This window comes from Pseudomonas sp. BR20, from assembly GCF_050780135.1.
Lineage (GTDB): Bacteria > Pseudomonadota > Gammaproteobacteria > Pseudomonadales > Pseudomonadaceae > Aquipseudomonas.
Window position 1 is genome coordinate 1,821,784 of record NZ_CP172012.1, and the last position, 18,808, is coordinate 1,840,591.

The following is an 18,808-nucleotide window of genomic DNA, read 5'->3' on the forward strand; positions in this document are numbered from 1 at the left end:
AAGCAGGGCCGGCTTTCCTAGGGTTCGCCTCATTCTTTTCTACAAGACATTTCAACTATGACCGAAGGCGACCGTATCAAACTCGAACCCAGCTGGAAACACGCCCTGCGTGATGAGTTCGATAAGCCCTACATGGGTCAGTTGCGCGAGTTCCTGCGCCAGGAACATGCCGCCGGCAAAGAGATCTACCCGCCCGGTCCGCTGATCTTCAATGCGCTTAACTCAACGCCGCTGGACAAGGTCAAGGTGGTGATCCTCGGCCAGGACCCGTACCACGGCCCCGGGCAGGCCCACGGCTTGTGCTTCTCGGTGCAACCGGGCGTGCCGGCGCCGCCGTCTCTGGTCAATATCTACAAAGAGCTCAAGCGCGACCTGAACATCGACATCCCCAATCACGGCTGCCTGCAGAGCTGGGCCGACCAGGGCGTGTTGCTGCTCAACACCACCATGACCGTGGAACGCGCCAACGCCAATGCGCATGCGGGCAAGGGCTGGCAATTCTTTACCGATCGGATTATCGAAGTGGTCAGCGAACACCAGCCGCATTTGGTGTTCCTGTTGTGGGGCGCCCATGCCCAGGGCAAGCAGAAGCTGGTTGATGCCACCAAGCACCTGGTGCTGACGTCGGTGCATCCGTCGCCGTTGTCGGCGTATCGCGGGTTTCTGGGTTGCGGGCATTTCAGCCGCACCAACAAGTTTCTTGAGCAGAATGGCGAGACGCCGATTGAGTGGCGGTTGCCGCCGCTCTAAGGCCGTTGAGGGTTTAGATGGTTTCCGGCTGACGGTTCCAATGCCGGAACAACGGCTCTGCCAAAAACAGCACAAACAACAAGCGCATCACCTGCATCGCCGTCACCAACGGCACCGACAGTTGCAGGGTCTCGGCCGTGAGGCTCATCTCGGCAATCCCGCCGGGCATCATGCCCAGGGTCAGCGAGCGCAGGTCCAGATGGGTGAGGGCGCTCAAGCCCACTGCCGCCAACGTTGCCAGCGCCATGGTCAAGGCCGTGCCGATCAAGGTGCGGCCCATGAACGACGGCGCTCGACGGAAGAACTGCCGATTGAAGTGGCAGCCCAACCCGCTGCCGATCAACCATTGGCCGATCTGGCTGCCACCGTCGGGCAGGCCGATATGCAGGTCCCACACCACGCTGGCCGTGGCACTGACCAGCAATGGGCCGAACAACCACGGGTTAGGCTGATGCAAGCGCTGCCAGCCCCAGGCCACCAGAGCACCGACTGGAAACAGCACCGCCAGCCACGCCCAACTTACTGGCGCCGGATGAAACTGCGGCGCACCACCGTCCAGCAAATACTTGAAGATCGCCGGCACGCACAGCACCACCACCAGCACGCGCAAACTCTGCCCGGCCGCCACGCGGCTGAGCACCGCGCCATTGCGTGCGCCGAGGTTGACCATCTCCCCGGAACCGCCCGGCATGCTGGAGAAAAACGCCGTGGCGCGGTCTTCACCACTGCGGCGCATCAACCACACGCCCACCACGCTCGATAGGCTGGTGACCAGCGCACCGAAGAAAATCAGGCCGAAGTGGCTCATTACCTGCTCGATCACCACCGGGGTGAAGTGCAGGCCGATGCCGATGCCCACCACCCATTGGCCGCATTTGCGCCCGCCGGGAATCTCCGCCAATTGCCACGGCGTGAGGCAACGCACGAGGATAATCGCCAGCAATGAGCCGACCATGTACGGCAAAGGCCAGCCGACCAGGCTGGCCAGGTAACCGCCGGCCAGACCGACCAGCGGTGTTCCCCACCAATGTCTAAAGGTGACCTCAGACATCGGCCACGGCACGACGCTGTTGGGCACGTTTACGCCAGATACGCAGCAACGGTACAAACAGCATGATGGCGGTCAGCACCCAGACGCCAAAGGTGATCGGGCTCGACCACAGGATTTCCAGCGCACCGTTGGAGATCGACAGCGCGCGGCGCAGGTTCTGCTCCATCAGGCCGCCGAGGATAAAGCCCAGCAGCACCGGCGACAGCGGGAAGTCCAGCTTGCGCAGGATGTAGCCGAAGATACCGATACCGACCATCAGGAACAGGTCGAAAGTGGTGGCGTGGACCGCGTACACACCGATCGCGGTGATGATCGCGATCACCGGCACCAGCGCCCAGTTCGGCACGGCGAGGATGCGCGTGAAGATGCGGATCATCGGGATGTTGAGGATCACCAGCATGATGTTGGCGATGAACAACGAGGCGATCAGGCCCCAGACGATGTCCGGTTGTTGTTGGAACAGCAGCGGGCCGGGGGTGATGTTGTACAGCGACAGGGCTCCGATCATCACCGCGGTGGTGCCCGAACCGGGAACGCCGAGGGTCAGCATCGGCACCAGGGCGCCGCAGGCGGACGCGCCGATCGCGGTTTCCGGTGCAGCCAGGCCGCGCATGTCGCCCTGGCCGAATTTGCCGCTGGCACCGGCCAGGCGTTTCTCGGTCATGTAGGCCACGGCCGAGGCCAAGGTGGCGCCCGCGCCGGGCAGCACGCCCATGATGAAACCGAGCAGGCCGCAACGGATGTTCACCACGAACACCGAACCTGCTTCCTTCAGGTTGAACATCATCCGCCCGGTGGCTTTTACCGCTTCCTGGCCACGGTGGGTTTTTTCCAGCAGCAACAGGATCTCGCTGATGGAGAACAGGCCCAGCACCAACACCACAAACTGGATGCCGTCGGTGAGGTGGATGTTGTCGCCGGTAAAACGGTACACGCCGCTGTTGGCGTCGATGCCCACGGCCGAAAGGAACAGGCCGATCAGCGCCGCCACGAAGGTCTTCAGCGGCTTGTCACCGGCCATGCCGCCCAGGCAGACAATCGCGAACACCATCAGTACGAAGTATTCCGCCGGGCCGAAGGCAATCGCCCATTTGGCCAGCAGCGGCGCAAACAGCACCATGCCGCAGGTGGCGATAAACGCGCCGATGAACGAACTCCATGCGGATAACGACAGCGCCACACCGGCCAGGCCTTTGCGGGCCATCGGGTAGCCGTCGAGGGTGGTCATCACGGTGGAGGCTTCGCCCGGGATGTTCAGCAGGATCGAGCTGATACGGCCGCCGTATTCGCAGCCCAGGTACACGGCCGCCAGCAGGATCAACGCCGATTCCGGCGGCAGGCCCAGGGCGAATGCGATGGGGATCAACAGCGCCACGCCATTGATCGGGCCCAGGCCGGGCAACAGGCCGACCACGGTGCCGATCAGGGTGCCGCACAGGGCGGTCACCAGGTTGTAGGGGGACAGTGCAACGCCGAAGCCCTGGCCCAAATAGCCGAAAGTATCCATATCAGTTCTCCAGAACGTCGAGCAGGCCGAGGGGCAGCGGAACATCCATGGCTTTATCGAACAGCAGATAAAGACCGATGGCCATCAGGCTGACGATCACCACGCTGGGCACCCAGCGGCCGCCATACAGGCGCGCCATGGGGATGCCGATCAGCATGCTGCTGAGAATGAAACCGAGCGGTTCGAAGGTGGCGGCAAACACGATCAACAGCGCCACGCAGATGCAGATCTTGACCAACGTGGCGCGGTCCAGCGCGGGTTCTTCTTCAGTATGTTTGGTCGGCTGCGGGCGGATCAGCATATAGATCAGCGCCAGGCTCATCAGCCCGAGCATCAGCAGTGGGAAGGCCCGAGGCCCCACCGGCTCGTAGGAAAAAGCCGCCTGATACGGCCAGGCCATCAGTGCCAGGCCGGCACAGGCCAGCAACAGCACTGCGGCAAAAATGCGTTGTAAGAGCATGTAGAACTCCTGGGCCACACCCGCTGTGGAGGAGGGCGTGGCCGCGCAAGGAAGAAGGGGCGATTACTGGATCAGGCCGAACTCTTTGGCCAGCACTTTGTAGTCAGCCACCTGTTTCTTCACGTAGGTGTCCAGCTCCGGGCCGGTCATGGCGAACGGGAACAGTTCGCGCTGGTCACGCAGCTTGGCGAACTCGTCAGAGGCCAGCAGTTTGTCGAAGGCTTCCTTCCACCAGGCGTAGTCGGCATCGCTGACTTTTGGCCCGAGGTAGAAGCCACGCACCACCGGCCAGACGATGTCGTAGCCTTGCTCTTTGGCGGTCGGAATATTCTTCATTTCCGGTTCGTCCAGGCGCTCCTCGGAGAACACCGCCAGCAGGCGCATGTCACCGCTGAGGATGTGCGGCATGGAGTCGGAGATGTCGGTACTGCCGACCTGGATATGCCCACCGAGCAGGGCGGTGGCGATTTCACCGCCGCCTTCGAGCGCCACGTAGCGCAGTTCGCGCGGGTTGATCCCGGCGGCCTTGGCGATCAGCGCGGTTTGCATCCAGTCCTGGCTGCCGACGGTGCCGCCGGAACCGATCACTACGCTGCCCGGATCTTTCTTCAGGGCTTTAACCAGGTCGTCGAGGGTCTTGTAGGGCGAATCGGCTTTAACGGCGATGGCGCCGTAGCTGGTGCCGACTGCGGCCAACCAGCGTACGGCGCTCTCATCGAAGCGCCCGAACTTGCCCTGGGCCAGGTTCAACAGCGAACCGCTGGACCAGGCCACCAACGTACCGCCGTCCGCAGGACGCTGGGCCACCACCGCGTTATAGGCCACCGCGCCCACGCCGCCCGGCATGTAGGTCACGCGCATCGGCTTGCTCAGCAACTTCTCGTTGACCAGCGCGCTTTGCGCCAGCTTGCAGGTCAGGTCAAAACCGCCGCCAGGGGAGGCTGGGGCGATGCACTCCGGGCGCTTGGGTTCGTCGGCGGCCAGCAGGTGGCCGGCGAACAGCATGCAGCCGGCGGCGAGGGCAAATTTACGCAGTGAAGGGGTCATGGTGATCTCCGTCTTTGTTGTTATGAGTGGCTTACCAGGCACTACTTACCAGAGCGCAACGCTGTAGCTGACCAGCAGGCGCATTTCATCCGCATCACGGGCTGAGTAGTTGGAGCGGTACGTGGCATTGCGCAGGCGTACGGCGACATCCTTGAATGTGCCGCTTTGCACCACGTACTTGATCTCGCTGTTGCGCTCCCATTCCTTGCCGGTGTCGCCGTTCCTGAGCTTGATATTGTCACCCGACAGGTAACGGCTCATGAAACTCAGGCCGGGAATGCCCAGCTTGGTGAAGTCGTAGTCGTAGCGCGCCTGCCAGGAGCGCTCTTCGGCGCCGGCAAAGTCGTTGATCTGCACGAAGTTGACCAGGTACGGGTCGCTGCCATCCACATAGGGAAAGGCGCTGTCGCCGGACATATGCTGGTAGCCGGCGCTGAGCTTATGGCCATTGAGGGCATAGCTGAACAGGCCGTTGAGGGAGGTGTTGTCGATCTTGCCGCCACGGGCGGCGCCTGTGTCATCGCTGAGCGCCAGGCGCAGGTCGGTGGCGAAGGTGCCGGGGCCCATCGGACGCGCGGCGACCAGGCCGAGGAAGTGCTGGCGATACACGTCATCGAGCTGGGCAAAGTGGTAGCTGCCGGTGATCTTGTCGGCGAACTTGTAGTCGACGCCGCCGAAGTTGAAATGCTTGCCGGTGGCACCGCTGAGGAAGCGGCTGTTCTTGTTGTTGAGGGCGATGTCTTCGTAGTTGCTGTCGTCGCGGTCCTTGGCTTTGTCGAGACGGCCACCGGTGAAGACCAGGTTCTTGAATTCCTTGGAGGTGATCAGGCCACCGTTGAAGGTCTGCGGCAGGATGCGGCCGTCGTTGGGCTTGAGGATCGGCAGCTCGGGCATCAGCGAACCGATCTTCAGCTCGGTGGCGGAAATCTTCACTTTGCCGGTCAGGCCCAGCTTGGAGTACTCGTTGGCGGCGCGGCCATCGTCGTGGGTGGGCAGCAGGCCGGTGCCGGTGCGGTCGGGGCTGGAGTCGAGCTTGACCCCGAGCATGCCCAGTGCATCCACGCCAAAGCCGACGGTGCCGTCGGTGTAGCCCGATTGCAGGTTGAGCATGAAGCCCTGGGCCCATTCGTCGCGCTTGGATTGCTGGGCGCTGGTGCCGTCGCGAAAGTCGCGATTGAAGTACATGTTGCGGGTTTCCAGGGTCGCGCTGCTGTCTTCGAAGAAGGCAGCCTGGCCAAGCGGCGAAAAGCCGGCAAGGGCAGCGGCACTGGCAAGGGCGGTGTGGGTCAGGCGGGAAATACGAACAGGCGGGCAAGCCTGGGGCTGTGTCGACAGCATCGTGGTGCACTCCGTTATTGTTCTTATTTTGGCGAAAACGCTTCGAGGCGTTTTTCGGTCGCGACCCATCAGGTCGCTCGGCAGGCATCACCTACCGTGGCTTGATGCTAAAGGGCGAAGCTTTCACTAACCTTTCAGCGGTCTTTCAATGTTTTCAGGCTTCACAGGGCAGTCGGCGCCTGTAAACTGCCCGGCAAAGCGTGGCGCCGACCACGTCCGAATAAGGTGGAAATCCATGCGTGTCCTTCTGGTTGAAGACCATCTGCAACTCGCCGAAAGCGTCGCCCAAGCGCTCAAGAGCACGGGTTTGACCGTTGACGTATTGCATGACGGCGTGGCCGCCGACCTGGCCTTGAGCAGTGAGGATTACGCGGTGGCCATCCTGGATGTGGGCCTGCCCCGCATGGACGGTTTCGAGGTGCTGGCGCGCTTGCGGGCGCGGGGGAAAAACCTGCCGGTGCTGATGCTGACCGCGCGCAGCGATGTGAAGGACCGCGTGCATGGTCTGAACCTGGGCGCCGATGATTACCTGGCCAAACCGTTCGAACTGACCGAACTGGAAGCGCGGGTCAAGGCGCTGCTGCGCCGCAGTGTGTTGGGCGGCGAGCGCCAGCAGGCCTGCGGTGTGCTGGTCTATGACCTCGACACCCGCCGTTTCACCGTGGGCGGCGAGCTGATGACGTTGACCTCCCGCGAGCAAGCCGTGCTCGAAGCGCTGATCGCCCGCCCAGGCCGGGTGATGAGCAAGGAGCAACTGGCTTCCCAGGTGTTCGGCCTGGACGAAGAGGCCAGCCCCGACGCCATCGAAATCTACGTGCACCGCCTGCGCAAGAAGCTCGATGGCCAACCCATCGCCATCGTGACGTTCCGCGGTCTCGGCTACCTGCTGGAAGCCCGCGATGCATAAGCCCAGCAGCCTGCGCTGGCGCCTGCTGTGGAACCTGGCGCTTCTGCTGGTGCTGTTGATGCTCGCCAGTGGCATGAGTGCCTACTGGAACGGCCGCGAGGCGGCCGACACCGCCTATGACCGCACGTTGCTGGCCTCGGCGCGTACCATTGCCGCCGGCCTGACCCAAGTGGACGGCACCCTTAGCGCCAACGTGCCCTATGTCGCCCTGGACACCTTTGCCTACGACAGCGCCGGGCGCATTTATTACCAGGTCAATGACATTGATCAGAAGCTGATTTCCGGCTACGAAAACCTCCCCGGCCCGCCCCCAGGCACGCCGCGTACCGACGATTACCCGGCGCTGGCGCGTTTCTACAACGCCAAGTACCAAGGCCAGGAAGTGCGGGTGGTCAGTCTGCTCAAGGCGGTCTCCGAACCGAATATGAACGGCATGGCGGAAATCCGCGTGGCCGAAACCGATGAAGCGCGCGTGAGCATGGCCCGCAGCCTGATGGCCGACACCTTGCTGCGCCTGGGCATGCTCGCCATCGGCGCCTTGTTGCTGGTGTGGTTCGCCGTCAGCGCCGCCTTGCGCCCGCTGGAGCGCCTGCGCACGGCGGTGGAAGAGCGCCAGCCCGATGACTTGCGGCCGTTGCCGCTGGTGGAGGTGCAGCATGAGTTCGGCCCGCTGGTGCGTTCCCTCAACCACTTCACCGAACGCCTGCGCGGCCAGTTCGAGCGTCAGGCGCAGTTTATTGCCGATGCATCCCATGAACTGCGTACCCCGTTGGCGGCGCTCAAGGCGCGCCTGGAACTGGGCCTGCGCGCCGAAGACCCCGCAACCTGGCGCAGTACCCTGGAAACCGCGGCCCAAGGCACCGATCGGTTGACCCACCTGGCCAATCAGTTGCTGTCCCTGGCGCGCATTGAAAACGGTGCCCGGGCGATTGCCGAAGGTGGCGCGCAGTTGCTCGACCTCAGCCAATTGGCCCGTGAACTGGGCATGGCCATGGCGCCGTTGGCCCATGCGCGCGGCGTGGCACTGGCGCTGGAGGCGGATGAACCGGTGTGGTTGCGTGGCGAGCCGACGCTGCTCAACGAGCTGTTGAGCAACCTGGTGGACAACGCCCTGGCGCACACGCCGCCGGGTGGCAACGTGATCCTGCGGGTGACGGCGCCGGCGGTACTGGAAGTCGAGGATGACGGCCCCGGTATTCCGCTGGATGAGCGCGACCGGGTGTTCGAGCGCTTCTACCGCCGCAGCCAGCAAGGCATGGGCTCAGGCCTGGGGCTGGCGATCGTCGGCGAAATCTGTCGCGCGCATCTGGCGCAGATCAGCTTGCATGACGGCGAGCACGCGGGGTTGAAGGTACGGGTAAGTTTTATCGCTGGTTGATCAATCGAACATCGCGCGCGCTTCATCCAGCTCTGAGCGCAGCTTCTCGCTGTAAGGGTCAACCCGCAGTTTTTTCATCGCAGGCACGCTGGAAACGTCCACCTTTGCCAGGGGGTGGTCGGTGCCTTGATGGCAATACAGCACGGCAATCTGCACCACGTCGATGTAGTCGAGGCTGGCTGAGTCGCGTTCCAGGTTCAGGTACTGGCCTGGCAGTTTCGCCAGCATTTCCGGGAAGTCCCAGCCACTCAGCAACTTGTCGCCCAGCATCGGGTGGATGCTGTCGATCACGTGGTTGAGGCTGACCGGGTCTGACAGCAGCTCATAGTGGTCTTCGGCGTAGGTCAGGATCGGCAGCACGCCGATCTGATGCACCAGGCCGCCCAGCGCTGCCTGGTCCGGCTTGAGCTGGCTGTGGTTGCGGCACAGGGCATAGCTGACGCCCGCCACTTCCAGGCTGCGGCGCCATACATCGCGCATTTTCTGTTCGACCACATCGGAGCGGGCGTGGAAGATCTGTTCCATCACCAGGCCGATGGCCAGGTTGCTGCTGTAGTTGGTGCCCAGCCGGGTGATAGCGGTGTGCAGGTCGGTGACTTCCTGGGTGGCGCGCAACAGCGGGCTATTGACCACTTTGATCAGGCGCGCTGACAACGCAGTGTCGCGGCCGATCACTTTACTCAAGTGGCTGATGCTGATTTCCGGGTCTTCAGCGGCCTGACGGATGTTCAGGGCCACTTCCGGTAATGTCGGCAGAACCAGGTCATCGTTGTCGATGGCCTTAACCAACGCCTGTTGGATTTTTTCCGCCAGTTTGTTCATTCATGCTCTCTAGGGTGTTGCAGAAAAATACGGCGACTAACGCTGGATCTCACGATCGCGGTCAAGCGTGTAAGGCAGGTCAAGCAGCTGCAAATCGGGGCCTTCCAGCGTGCCTAAGTGCACATCGCCACTATCGGCAGCTTCGGCTTGCAATACCGCCAGAAGTTCAATCACCTGGTCAGCTTTTGCTGCAATCACCACTTCGCCGATCGCACTGTTGTGGCTGGGGGAAAACAGCGGGGTGCCTGGCTCGGGCATTTCAGCCGCGTTCAGGCTCAAGCGGTACAGGCGACGCTTGAGTTTGCCGAGGTACTGCATGCGCGCGACGATTTCCTGGCCGGTGTAGCAGCCTTTCTTGAAGCTGACGCCGCCCACGGCCTGCAGGTTGAGCATTTGCGGGATGAACAATTCACGGGTCTGGGGCATGACCTGGCCGATACCGGCGCGGATCTGGCCCAGCAGCCAGTTATTCAAATCGGTTTGTGTCAGCTGTGCAGCCAATTGGCTGCGTACGCTGTCGGCTTGCCCGGCAGGTACCCAGAGTTCGGCGCGGGCGGGGGAGACGCGGATGGCGATCAGGTGTTCGGTACGGGCAACGCTGTCCGTCTCGGCAGGCAGCTCAAGGCCAAGGCCGCTCAGCGCATGATCGCCATCGGTCACACCGAAACGCACCCAGGCGGCGCTTTCGTCGGTGAGCTTGGACTTGGAGAACACCGCGTATTTCTTCAGGTCCGCCAGTTGCGGTTCGAGCAGCTCGGTGGCCATGGCCAGGAGTACGCCGTCGCCCTGCAACAGGATGCGGAAGCTCGACTGCATGCGGCCTTTTTGTGTGCAGCGCGCACCGAGGCTGGCCTGGGTGTCGCTCAGGTAATTGAGGTTGCAGGTGAGTTGTCCCTGCAGGAACTTGGCAGCGTCGGAGCCGCGGACGGCGAGAACGCCTTCGTGGGATAGGGGGCAGAAGAAAGCAGAGTCAGCCATGGGTCATCGCAGGTCAAAAAGTCATGGGTGCATCATAGAGGGGCGCTCGGCAAATGGATAGTTTCCGTATGGGGCGACCAAAGCCGACTGTTCCGGTGCCGTCGGGCCTGTATACTTGCGCTCTATTTGAGGAGCGCTCCATGGTCGAAGATGTAGAAATCAATCGTCTCTACTGGCACAGCCGTCGTGGCATGCTTGAGCTTGATGTGTTGCTGGTGCCTTTTACCAAAGAGGTGTACGCGACGCTCAATAAGGAAGATCGCGATCTCTACGTCAGGCTGCTGACTTGCGAAGATCAGGACATGTTCGGCTGGTTCATGGAGCGCGCAGAGTCCGAAGACCCGGAGCTGCAGCGCATGGTCCGGATGATCCTGGATCGTGTCCAGCCCAAGTAATCGATTCGAATGCCGCTGGCAGGCCTCACGGCTGTTGCTGGCGGCGTATCTCCTTGCCCAGCTGTTCGCGCTGGGTGCGCTGTTGTTTGTCGATCTGCACTATTCAAGCCTTGGCATACTGTTGTGCCTGGCTCACGCCGGGTGGGTGTTGCCGCGTCATATCCTGCTGACTCACCGTTCATCGATTCGTGGCCTGCGCCGCGATGAAGATGGCTGGCAGTTATTCAGCAGGGAGCGCGGTTGGCATAGCGTGCAACTGCGTCCCGACAGCCTGGCGTTGCCGTTGATCGTGGTGCTGCGCTATCGGCTGCCGGGCGAGTGGTGGGTGCGTTCGGTCTGCGTGCCGACGGATTCGCAGGCCGCCGATGTGCACCGGCGACTGCGGGTTCGCTTGAAGTTCAGCCGCCGTAGGTGGTTGGCACCAGAATAGTGTCGCGGGCCTCGGGCAGCATCTGCGGGTAGTCGAGGGTGTAATGCAGGCCCCGGCTCTCCTTGCGTTCCATGGCTGAGCGGATCATCAACTCCGCGACTTGGGCCAGGTTGCGCAGTTCGATCAGGTCACGGCTGACCTTGTAGTTGCTGTAGAACTCATCAATCTCATCCAGCAGCAATCGCACCCGGTGCTGCGCCCGTTGCAGGCGCTTGTTGGTGCGCACGATCCCCACGTAGTCCCACATGAAGCGCCGCAGTTCGTCCCAGTTGTGGGCGATGATCACGTCTTCGTCCGAATCGGTAACCTGGCTGGCATCCCAGCGGGGCAGGGCGGCCGGTACGGGAATGCGTGGCAGTTGTTCGAGAATGTCCGCCGCCGCCGAGCGGGCATAGACGAAGCATTCGAGCAGCGAGTTGCTGGCCATGCGGTTGGCGCCGTGCAGCCCGGTGAAGCTGGTTTCGCCAATCGCGTACAGGCCGGGTACATCCGTACGGCCATGCTGGTCGACCATCACGCCGCCGCAGGTGTAGTGCGCAGCCGGCACCACCGGGATCGGGCCTTTGGTGATGTCGATGTTGAACGCCAGGCAGCGCTCGTAGACGGTCGGGAAGTGGGTCTTGATGAACGCTTCGGGCTTGTGGCTGATGTCCAGGTAGACGCAGTCGATACCCAGGCGCTTCATCTCATGGTCGATGGCGCGGGCGACGATATCTCGCGGTGCCAGCTCGGCGCGCGGGTCGAAGCGCTGCATGAAGCGCTCACCGTTCGGCAGCTTGAGGTGTGCACCTTCGCCGCGCAGGGCTTCGGTGATCAGGAAACTCTTGGCCTGCGGGTGATACAGGCAGGTGGGGTGGAACTGGTTGAATTCCAGGTTGGCCACCCGGCAACCCGAGCGCCAGGCCATGGCAATGCCGTCGCCGCAGGCGCCGTCGGGGTTGCTGGTGTAGAGGTAGACCTTGGCGGCGCCACCCGAGGCAAGAATGGTGAACCGCGCGCCGTAGGTGTCGACTTCGCCGCTGGTGCGGTTGAGCACGTAGGCGCCGAGGCAGCGCTCGCCATCCAGGCCCAGGCGTTTTTCGGTGATCAGGTCGACGGCGACGCGTTGCTCCAGCAGTTCGATGTTGGGGCGTTGGCGGGCCTGGTCGAGCAAGGTCTTGAAGATCGCGGCGCCGGTAGCGTCGGCGGCGTGGATGATACGGCGATGGCTGTGGCCGCCTTCGCGTGTCAGGTGGAATTCGAAGCCGCTGTCGTCGCTGCCGGCGTGTTCGTCGCGGGTGAAGGGCACGCCCTGGTCGATCAGCCATTGGATAGCCTCGCGGCTATGCTCGACGGTGAAGCGCACCGCGTCCTCGTTGCACAGGCCGCCGCCAGCGTTGAGGGTGTCTTCAACGTGGGATTGCACCGTGTCGGTGTCGTCCAGCACGGCGGCGACACCGCCCTGGGCCCAGAATGTCGAACCGTTGGCCAGGTCGCCTTTGCTCAGGACGGCAATGCGCAGGTGTCTGGGAAGGGTCAGCGCAAGGCTCAAGCCGGCCGCGCCGCTGCCGATCACCAGCACATCGTGTTGAAACTGTTGGCTCATTTGAAGGATTCCGCAAAAAGCGATCCACAGGGCTGGCGCAAACAGGACGCCTGGATCGGCGAATCAAAGGGTCACACGGGCCACTAGTATATAGAGGGGGGGACCGGCACAATAGTCGGGCATTCGTGGCAATGTGAGATTACGGTGCACGGCTCGGGTAAAATCACCCGGTTATTGAGGCGGGAACTTTTTGCATAGGCCTCTACTCAATAGCAGGTTGCCCGAAAGCTGGGAAAACGTTGAGTTTATTGGCCCGTCGGGAGCATTGGACGCGTCAGAAAACCGACGACAAGATTATTCGCGCAGCCGGCGTTACCCGCGCTGCGTTTTTCGTGTGTGCCAAATCAGTGCATGCCGGAAACTTGCTTGGAGGGGGAGAACTTTTGCGAAAAGTCCGAGTCTATGTTTGCAAGCCTGATCGTTTAGTTATGCAAGCCTCCTTCAAGTACAACGAGGAGTGTTCATGCTAACCCAGGAAGAGGATCAGCAGCTGGTCGAGCGCGTTCAACGCGGCGACAAGCGAGCATTTGATCTGCTAGTGCTGAAATACCAGCACAAAATTCTCGGGTTGATCGTGCGGTTTGTGCACGACACCCATGAAGCGCAGGACGTTGCACAGGAAGCCTTTATCAAGGCGTACCGTGCGCTGGGCAATTTCCGCGGTGATAGTGCGTTTTACACGTGGCTGTACCGCATCGCCATCAACACGGCGAAGAACTATCTGGTGTCTCGCGGACGCCGCCCACCGGATAGCGATGTAAGTTCAGAAGATGCAGAATTTTACGATGGTGATCACGGCCTCAAAGATCTCGAGTCGCCGGAGCGTGCATTGCTGCGCGACGAGATTGAAGGCACCGTTCATCGCACAATTCAGCAACTGCCAGAAGATTTACGTACGGCGTTAACTTTACGTGAATTCGATGGTCTGAGTTACGAAGACATTGCGAGCGTCATGCAGTGTCCGGTGGGGACTGTAAGGTCACGGATTTTCCGGGCCCGGGAAGCCATCGATAAAGCCTTGCAACCGTTGTTGCAGGAAAACTAAAGACAGCGGCGACAGCCAAGAGAGGAACCGCCATGAGTCGTGATGCCCTGCAGGAATCGCTGTCCGCAGTGATGGATAACGAAGCGGATGAACTGGAACTTCGTCGGGTGCTTAATGCATTTGATGATGCCGAAACCCGTGATACCTGGTCTCGTTACCAAGTCGCTCGGGCGGTGATGCACAAGGATCTTCTAATCCCTCGTCTGGATATTGCTGCGGCCGTTTCTGCCGCGCTGGCTGATGAAGCCGTTCCGGCAAAAGCTACTCGTGGCCCTTGGCGCAGCCTGGGTCGCCTGGCAGTGGCTGCCTCGGTAACTGTTGCAGTGCTGGCCGGTGTTCGCCTGTATAACCAGGACGAAATCGCCGGTGCCGAACTGGCCCAGCAGACTCAGCAACCGGTCATGGCCGGTCCGCAAGTCAAAGGCCCAGCGGTTCTGGCCGGCTACAAGGAAAGCTCCGACACCACCGGCCCTATGGCTAACGGTGTGTTGCAAGGGCAATCCGGCTGGCAGGACCAGCGTCTTCCAGGCTACTTGCGCCAACACGCACAGGAATCCGCTTTGAAAGGCACTGAAAGCGCTCTGCCATACGCTCGCGCTGCAAGCCTGGAAAACCGCTGATACGTTAAGGAGCCCTATGCGCGCCATACCGCTCCTTACGCTATTGCTCAGTGGTTGGTTTGCACTCCCCGCCCATGCCGATGAAGCCCAAGACTGGCTAACTCGACTTGGGCGTGCAGAGCAGCAGCAAAGTTTTCAAGGTACGTTTGTCTACGAACGCAATGGCAGTTTTTCTACCCATGACATCTGGCATCGCGTCCAGAATGGCCAGGTCCGTGAGCGGCTCTTGCAGCTTGATGGTTCTGCCCAGGAAGTCGTCCGTGTAGAGGGTCGTACTCAATGCGTAAGCGGCACTCTTGTCGCCGGCCTTGGCAATTCGCGTGACGCACCTTCGCGCGCACTTGATCCCGAAAAACTCAAGCAATTCTACGAACTGGCCGTTATCGGAAAATCCCGCGTGGCTGGTCGTAATGCGGTAATTGTGTCGATCACGCCGCGTGATCAATACCGCTACGGCTTTGAGCTGCATCTTGATCGTGAAACCGCACTGCCGCTTAAATCCTTGTTGCTGAACGATCAAGGACAGTTGCTGGAGCGTTTTCAGTTCACTCGACTAGACACCTCCACCACGCCCAGTGATCGTGACTTGCAGCCCAGCAGCGAATGCACGTCTATAGCCGTCGGCGACACCAAGGCAGCGGCCGTAGAGGCCATCGAGGCTTGGCACTTGGAGTGGTTGCCGCCGGGCTTTCAGTTGACCAATAGCAGCGCCCGCAGGGACCCTCATACCAAAACCAGAGTCGACAGCCTGATGTATGAGGATGGACTGGCGCGCTTCTCAGTGTTTCTTGAACCGATCAGCGATGTGAGCGTGACCGAGACTCGCACCCAATTAGGCCCTACGGTCGCTGTATCTCGTCGCTTGAACACGGTGGATGGCGAAATGATGGTGACGGTCGTGGGCGAAATACCTATTGGGACCGCCGAACGCATCGCACTGTCGGTGCGCGGTGAAAAAAAGGTCACCCCCAAGCCGTGAGTCGTTAATCCTATGTTCATCCAGATATTTCACAGTACGTCCATGCCAGGTTGGCTGCCGAGAGCATGAAATGTCTGGATCAGCATTTTCACTTGCAAAAAACTCCCATGTTTTTTATAGGTCAGGGCTTGTCGGCTCTGGCCTTGTTTTGTTCGCGGAACAAAAATGTCGGTCGCAGTTTTCGGCGTTTATTGAACCCTGTCGCTCAACCCTGCTCGTCGTAACGGGAGCTGTATGTCGATACCACGTTTGAAGTCCTACCTATCCATAGTCGCCACGGTATTGGTGCTGGGTCAGGCCGTATCCGCGCAAGCGGTCGAGTTGCCTGACTTCACCCAATTGGTTGAGCAAGCCTCGCCTGCCGTGGTGAACATCAGTACCACCCAGAAGCTGCCGGATCGCAAAGTCTCCAACCAGCAAATGCCTGACCTGGAAGGCCTGCCGCCTATGCTGCGCGAGTTCTTCGAGCGTGGCATGCCACAACCGCGTACGCCTCGTGGCGGCGGTGGTGGCCAGCGTGAAGCGCAGTCCCTGGGGTCGGGCTTCATCATCTCGCCAGATGGCTACATCCTCACCAACAACCATGTGATTGCCGACGCCGACGAGATCCTCGTGCGCCTGGCCGATCGCAGTGAACTGAAAGCCAAATTGGTAGGCACAGACCCGCGTTCCGACGTGGCCTTGCTGAAGATCGAGGGCAAAGACCTGCCGGTGCTGAAGCTGGGCAAGTCCCAGGACCTGAAGGCTGGGCAGTGGGTGGTAGCTATCGGCTCGCCGTTTGGTTTTGACCATACCGTCACCCAGGGTATCGTCAGTGCCATTGGTCGCAGCCTGCCGAACGAGAACTATGTGCCGTTCATCCAGACCGACGTGCCGATCAACCCGGGTAACTCCGGTGGCCCGTTGTTCAACCTGGCGGGCGAAGTGGTGGGCATCAACTCGCAGATCTACACCCGTTCCGGTGGCTTCATGGGGGTATCGTTCGCCATTCCTATCGACGTGGCCATGGATGTTTCCAATCAGCTGAAAAGCGGTGGCAAGGTCAGTCGCGGCTGGTTGGGCGTGGTCATCCAGGAAGTAAACAAGGACCTGGCTGAATCCTTCGGCCTCGACAAACCGGCCGGCGCCCTGGTCGCGCAAATCCAGGACGATGGCCCGGCTGCCAAAGGCGGCCTGCAAGTCGGCGACGTGATCCTGAGCATGAACGGTCAACCGATCGTTATGTCGGCCGACCTGCCCCACTTGGTTGGCGCACTCAAGGCCGGCAGCAAGGCCAAGCTGGAAGTGATTCGTGACGGCAAGCGCCAGAATGTTGAGCTGACCGTGGGTGCGATCCCTGAAGAGGGCGCGACCCTGGATGCCCTGGGTAATACCAAACCGGGCGCCGAGCGCAGCAGCAACCGCCTGGGTATTGCCGTGGCTGAGCTGACCGATGAGCAGAAGAAAAGCTTCGACCTCAAAAGCGGTGTGGTAATCAAGGAAGTGCAGGACGGCCCTGCAGCCTTGATCGGCCTGCAGCCTGGCGACGTGATCACTCACCTGAACAATCAGGCGATTGACACTACCAAGCAGTTCACCGACATCGCCAAGGCGTTGCCGAAGAACCGCTCGGTATCGATGCGCGTGCTTCGTCAGGGGCGCGCCAGCTTCATTACCTTCAAGCTGGCCGAGTAACCCACCCGGCCAATAAAAAGCCCCGCGCTCGTTTTACGAGGGCGGGGCTTTTTTGTGGGCGATGGGTTTAGCTCATCATGCCTTTAACCAGGCGTTCCTGTTCGATCAGCTCACGCTGGCGTGCATCGATACGTGACGACAGCGGGAAATTGCTGCCGGCGCGACGTTTGGCAAAGTCCAACTGTTGAATCGCCTGCTGAAAGTCACCCACCAATGCAAAGTATTCGGCACGCGCCTGATGCAGGCCGATGATGTTGCCGGACAAACCGCGTGTCTCGGCGACCTGGTACCACACGTCCGGATCGTCCGGGCGCGACTTGAGCAAGCCATCCAGGGCTTTTTCCGCATCGGCAGTGCGGTTCTGCTTAAGCAACAGATCTACCCGAATCTGATTCAGTGGGTAGTTGCCCGGGTATTGGGTCAGCATCCGGTCTGTGCGCTGCTGGGCATCGGGCAGGCGGTTGTTGTCGATGTCCAGCTGGATCTGCGCCAGGTTGTAGGTGATGTCATTGGGCGCCTTGGCCAGCAAAGGTTGCAGGCTTTCCCGTGCCTGCTTGAACTGGGAGGCCTTGATCTGGGCGATGGCCAGTCCATAGCGTGCCACATCGTTTTTTGGGTTCTCGTCCAGTTGCGCCTGAAAGCGCTTGGCGGCGAGTCCTGAGGTGTCTTCGTATTGCAGCTGTACCCGTGCGCGAATCAGCTGGTAGCGCAGGCTGTCTTCCTTGCCGCCAGCCTTGGCTTGTTCCGCGCGGTTGCGGGTGTCGGCGATACGCGACTCGGTCACCGGGTGAGTCAGCAGGAATTCCGGCGGCTTCGCGTCGAAGCGGTACTGACGCATCAGGCGTTCGAACATGGTCGGCATGGAACGCGGGTCGTAGCCTGCTTTCTCCAGGTTGACGATGCCGATACGGTCCGCCTCCTGTTCATTCTGGCGAGAAAACCGCCGTTGTTCCTGGATGGCCGCGGCCTGTGTGCCGGCGATCGCAGCAATACCCGCGTCCCCTGCGCCGGCGGCGGCCGCAATGATGCCGCCGAGCAGGGCGGCCATCATTGGGATCTGCATGCGCTGCTGCGCCTCGACACCACGGGCGAAGTGGCGCTGGGACAAGTGAGCCAGTTCGTGTGCCAGTACCGACGCATATTCCCCTTCGGTCTGGGCATTGAGAAACAGGCCGCCGTTCACGCCGACGATACCGCCGGGTGCGGCAAAGGCGTTCAACTGCGGACTGTTAATCAGGATGAATTCCAGGCGCCGGTCATTCACCTGGCTGGTTTCCACCAGCTTGTACACGCTGGTTTCCACGTAGTCCTTGAGCTGAGGGTCGTTCAGCTGGGAGACCTGGCCCCGTAGATAGGCCAGCCAGGCGCGGCCCAACTGATACTCCTGTTGTGGCGAGACAATGGCAGAACTGGCGTCGCCAAGTGACGGCAGGTCGTCAGCGAAGCCTGGGGAGGCCAGCAGGCAAGCCAGCGTCAGCAGGGTAGGGCGCAAAAAAGTCATGCACAGAGCCTTTCGACAAAGAGCTTACTGTAGCCGGACACTGAGCTTCGGACCAGATATTCTAAGCACCCCGAACGCTTGCCCGGAGTAAAACCATGACCGACGCTGTAGCCTTTGATGCCGAACTCGATGCCAGCGGCCTCAATTGCCCATTGCCTCTGCTCAAGGCCAAGCTGGAGCTCAATCGATTGGCCAGCGGTGCTGTGCTCAAAGTGATTGCCACAGACGCAGGTTCCCAACGGGATTTTCGCACGTTTGCCAAGCTGGCCGGCCACACCCTGCTGCATGAAGAAGACGTCGCCGGTGTGTACCGTTACTGGTTGCGCAAGGCCTGAGCCGTT

19 protein-coding genes are annotated in these 18,808 nt (G+C 61.1%); 10 read left to right on the plus strand and 9 right to left on the minus strand.

Features of this window, described 5'->3' with window-relative positions; genetic code table 11:
- The first annotated feature begins 57 nt into the window (after positions 1-57).
- Positions 58-750 (plus strand): uracil-DNA glycosylase, encoded by a 693-nt coding sequence (ung, locus tag ACHPFG_RS08140; RefSeq protein ID WP_027604331.1) that lies wholly within the window; start codon positions 58-60, stop codon positions 748-750.
- Positions 751-763: 13 nt separating this feature from the next.
- Here the strand turns inward: ung and ACHPFG_RS08145 are convergent, their stop codons facing one another.
- The 5 genes from ACHPFG_RS08145 to ACHPFG_RS08165 form a co-directional block, all read right to left on the minus strand.
- On the minus strand, positions 764-1,801 hold the full coding sequence (locus tag ACHPFG_RS08145) for an AbrB family transcriptional regulator (RefSeq protein WP_431702051.1): 1,038 nt from the start codon (positions 1,799-1,801) through the stop codon (positions 764-766).
- Positions 1,794-3,308, minus strand: a complete 1,515-nt coding sequence (locus ACHPFG_RS08150; protein ID WP_032888527.1) for a tripartite tricarboxylate transporter permease — start codon at positions 3,306-3,308, stop codon at positions 1,794-1,796. Before ACHPFG_RS08150 ends, ACHPFG_RS08145 begins: the two co-directional genes overlap by 8 nt.
- A 1-nt stretch (position 3,309) precedes the next feature.
- Positions 3,310-3,768: a tripartite tricarboxylate transporter TctB family protein gene (locus ACHPFG_RS08155; protein WP_431702052.1), complete on the minus strand. Its 459-nt coding sequence runs from the start codon at positions 3,766-3,768 to the stop codon at positions 3,310-3,312.
- Positions 3,769-3,831: 63 nt separating this feature from the next.
- Entirely contained in the window at positions 3,832-4,815 is a 984-nt protein-coding gene (locus tag ACHPFG_RS08160) for a Bug family tripartite tricarboxylate transporter substrate binding protein (RefSeq protein ID WP_431702053.1), read from the minus strand.
- Between the two features lie 45 nt (positions 4,816-4,860).
- Complete coding sequence (locus ACHPFG_RS08165) at positions 4,861-6,153, minus strand: OprD family porin (protein ID WP_431702054.1); 1,293 nt, start codon at positions 6,151-6,153, stop codon at positions 4,861-4,863.
- Positions 6,154-6,388: 235 nt separating this feature from the next.
- Between ACHPFG_RS08165 and ACHPFG_RS08170 the strand changes: the two genes are divergently transcribed.
- Both ACHPFG_RS08170 and ACHPFG_RS08175 read left to right on the plus strand, forming a co-directional pair.
- Positions 6,389-7,060 carry a response regulator gene (locus ACHPFG_RS08170; protein WP_027604325.1) on the plus strand — a complete coding sequence of 224 codons (672 nt, stop codon included), beginning with the start codon at positions 6,389-6,391 and terminating at the stop codon, positions 7,058-7,060.
- Positions 7,053-8,438 (plus strand): sensor histidine kinase, encoded by a 1,386-nt coding sequence (locus tag ACHPFG_RS08175; RefSeq protein ID WP_145334895.1) that lies wholly within the window; start codon positions 7,053-7,055, stop codon positions 8,436-8,438. The genes ACHPFG_RS08170 and ACHPFG_RS08175 overlap by 8 nt, the downstream gene beginning before the upstream one ends.
- On the opposite strand, the gene ACHPFG_RS08180 is transcribed toward ACHPFG_RS08175, so the two are convergent.
- Complete coding sequence (locus ACHPFG_RS08180; protein WP_431702055.1) at positions 8,439-9,260, minus strand: HDOD domain-containing protein; 822 nt, start codon at positions 9,258-9,260, stop codon at positions 8,439-8,441.
- 36 nt (positions 9,261-9,296) lie between these two features.
- Entirely contained in the window at positions 9,297-10,238 is a 942-nt protein-coding gene (locus tag ACHPFG_RS08185) for a YgfZ/GcvT domain-containing protein (RefSeq protein ID WP_431702056.1), read from the minus strand.
- 140 nt (positions 10,239-10,378) lie between these two features.
- Here ACHPFG_RS08185 and ACHPFG_RS08190 point away from each other — a divergent pair, with 140 nt between their 5' ends.
- Together ACHPFG_RS08190 and ACHPFG_RS08195 are read left to right on the plus strand one after the other, a co-directional pair.
- Positions 10,379-10,633: a succinate dehydrogenase assembly factor 2 gene (locus tag ACHPFG_RS08190; protein ID WP_027604321.1), complete on the plus strand. Its 255-nt coding sequence runs from the start codon at positions 10,379-10,381 to the stop codon at positions 10,631-10,633.
- Positions 10,617-11,063, plus strand: a complete 447-nt coding sequence (locus ACHPFG_RS08195) for a protein YgfX (protein ID WP_431702057.1) — start codon at positions 10,617-10,619, stop codon at positions 11,061-11,063. The genes ACHPFG_RS08190 and ACHPFG_RS08195 overlap by 17 nt, the downstream gene beginning before the upstream one ends.
- Here ACHPFG_RS08195 and nadB read toward each other — a convergent pair.
- Positions 11,032-12,648 (minus strand): L-aspartate oxidase, encoded by a 1,617-nt coding sequence (nadB, locus tag ACHPFG_RS08200; RefSeq protein WP_431702058.1) that lies wholly within the window; start codon positions 12,646-12,648, stop codon positions 11,032-11,034. The genes ACHPFG_RS08195 and nadB overlap by 32 nt on opposite strands.
- A 463-nt stretch (positions 12,649-13,111) precedes the next feature.
- Here nadB and rpoE point away from each other — a divergent pair, with 463 nt between their 5' ends.
- The 4 genes from rpoE to ACHPFG_RS08220 all read left to right on the plus strand — a co-directional run bounded on the left by rpoE (position 13,112) and on the right by ACHPFG_RS08220 (position 16,966).
- Complete coding sequence (gene rpoE / locus ACHPFG_RS08205) at positions 13,112-13,693, plus strand: RNA polymerase sigma factor RpoE (RefSeq protein ID WP_003172477.1); 582 nt, start codon at positions 13,112-13,114, stop codon at positions 13,691-13,693.
- A 32-nt stretch (positions 13,694-13,725) separates the two neighbouring features.
- On the plus strand, positions 13,726-14,313 hold the full coding sequence (locus ACHPFG_RS08210) for a sigma-E factor negative regulatory protein (protein WP_012722767.1): 588 nt from the start codon (positions 13,726-13,728) through the stop codon (positions 14,311-14,313).
- A 16-nt stretch (positions 14,314-14,329) separates the two neighbouring features.
- On the plus strand, positions 14,330-15,292 hold the full coding sequence (locus ACHPFG_RS08215) for a MucB/RseB C-terminal domain-containing protein (RefSeq protein ID WP_431702059.1): 963 nt from the start codon (positions 14,330-14,332) through the stop codon (positions 15,290-15,292).
- A 234-nt stretch (positions 15,293-15,526) separates the two neighbouring features.
- Positions 15,527-16,966, plus strand: coding sequence for a DegQ family serine endoprotease (locus ACHPFG_RS08220; protein ID WP_339541923.1), 1,440 nt, complete (start codon positions 15,527-15,529; stop codon positions 16,964-16,966).
- Positions 16,967-17,033: 67 nt separating this feature from the next.
- Here the strand turns inward: ACHPFG_RS08220 and ACHPFG_RS08225 are convergent, their stop codons facing one another.
- Positions 17,034-18,467, minus strand: a complete 1,434-nt coding sequence (locus ACHPFG_RS08225; protein ID WP_431702060.1) for a M48 family metalloprotease — start codon at positions 18,465-18,467, stop codon at positions 17,034-17,036.
- 95 nt (positions 18,468-18,562) lie between these two features.
- Here ACHPFG_RS08225 and ACHPFG_RS08230 point away from each other — a divergent pair, with 95 nt between their 5' ends.
- Positions 18,563-18,802 carry a sulfurtransferase TusA family protein gene (locus ACHPFG_RS08230; protein ID WP_003172483.1) on the plus strand — a complete coding sequence of 80 codons (240 nt, stop codon included), beginning with the start codon at positions 18,563-18,565 and terminating at the stop codon, positions 18,800-18,802.
- The last annotated feature ends 6 nt before the right edge of the window (positions 18,803-18,808 follow it).

Excerpts from the sequence above, each read along its gene's own strand:
- ACHPFG_RS08210 (WP_012722767.1), top strand. The coding sequence starts at position 13,726 with ATGAGTCGTGATGCCCTGCAGGAATCGCTGTCCGCAGTGATGGATAAC.
- ACHPFG_RS08220 (WP_339541923.1), top strand. The coding sequence starts at position 15,527 with ATGTCGATACCACGTTTGAAGTCCTACCTATCCATAGTCGCCACGGTA.
- ACHPFG_RS08185 (WP_431702056.1), bottom strand. The coding sequence starts at position 10,238 with ATGGCTGACTCTGCTTTCTTCTGCCCCCTATCCCACGAAGGCGTTCTC.
- ACHPFG_RS08175 (WP_145334895.1), top strand. The coding sequence starts at position 7,053 with ATGCATAAGCCCAGCAGCCTGCGCTGGCGCCTGCTGTGGAACCTGGCG.
- ACHPFG_RS08165 (WP_431702054.1), bottom strand. The coding sequence starts at position 6,153 with ATGCTGTCGACACAGCCCCAGGCTTGCCCGCCTGTTCGTATTTCCCGC.
- ACHPFG_RS08145 (WP_431702051.1), bottom strand. The coding sequence starts at position 1,801 with ATGTCTGAGGTCACCTTTAGACATTGGTGGGGAACACCGCTGGTCGGT.
- nadB (WP_431702058.1), bottom strand. The coding sequence starts at position 12,648 with ATGAGCCAACAGTTTCAACACGATGTGCTGGTGATCGGCAGCGGCGCG.
- rpoE (WP_003172477.1), top strand. The coding sequence starts at position 13,112 with ATGCTAACCCAGGAAGAGGATCAGCAGCTGGTCGAGCGCGTTCAACGC.
- ACHPFG_RS08155 (WP_431702052.1), bottom strand. The coding sequence starts at position 3,768 with ATGCTCTTACAACGCATTTTTGCCGCAGTGCTGTTGCTGGCCTGTGCC.
- ACHPFG_RS08190 (WP_027604321.1), top strand. The coding sequence starts at position 10,379 with ATGGTCGAAGATGTAGAAATCAATCGTCTCTACTGGCACAGCCGTCGT.
- ACHPFG_RS08170 (WP_027604325.1), top strand. The coding sequence starts at position 6,389 with ATGCGTGTCCTTCTGGTTGAAGACCATCTGCAACTCGCCGAAAGCGTC.
- ACHPFG_RS08180 (WP_431702055.1), bottom strand. The coding sequence starts at position 9,260 with ATGAACAAACTGGCGGAAAAAATCCAACAGGCGTTGGTTAAGGCCATC.
- ung (WP_027604331.1), top strand. The coding sequence starts at position 58 with ATGACCGAAGGCGACCGTATCAAACTCGAACCCAGCTGGAAACACGCC.
- ACHPFG_RS08160 (WP_431702053.1), bottom strand. The coding sequence starts at position 4,815 with ATGACCCCTTCACTGCGTAAATTTGCCCTCGCCGCCGGCTGCATGCTG.
- ACHPFG_RS08230 (WP_003172483.1), top strand. The coding sequence starts at position 18,563 with ATGACCGACGCTGTAGCCTTTGATGCCGAACTCGATGCCAGCGGCCTC.
- ACHPFG_RS08225 (WP_431702060.1), bottom strand. The coding sequence starts at position 18,467 with ATGACTTTTTTGCGCCCTACCCTGCTGACGCTGGCTTGCCTGCTGGCC.
- ACHPFG_RS08215 (WP_431702059.1), top strand. The coding sequence starts at position 14,330 with ATGCGCGCCATACCGCTCCTTACGCTATTGCTCAGTGGTTGGTTTGCA.
- ACHPFG_RS08150 (WP_032888527.1), bottom strand. The coding sequence starts at position 3,308 with ATGGATACTTTCGGCTATTTGGGCCAGGGCTTCGGCGTTGCACTGTCC.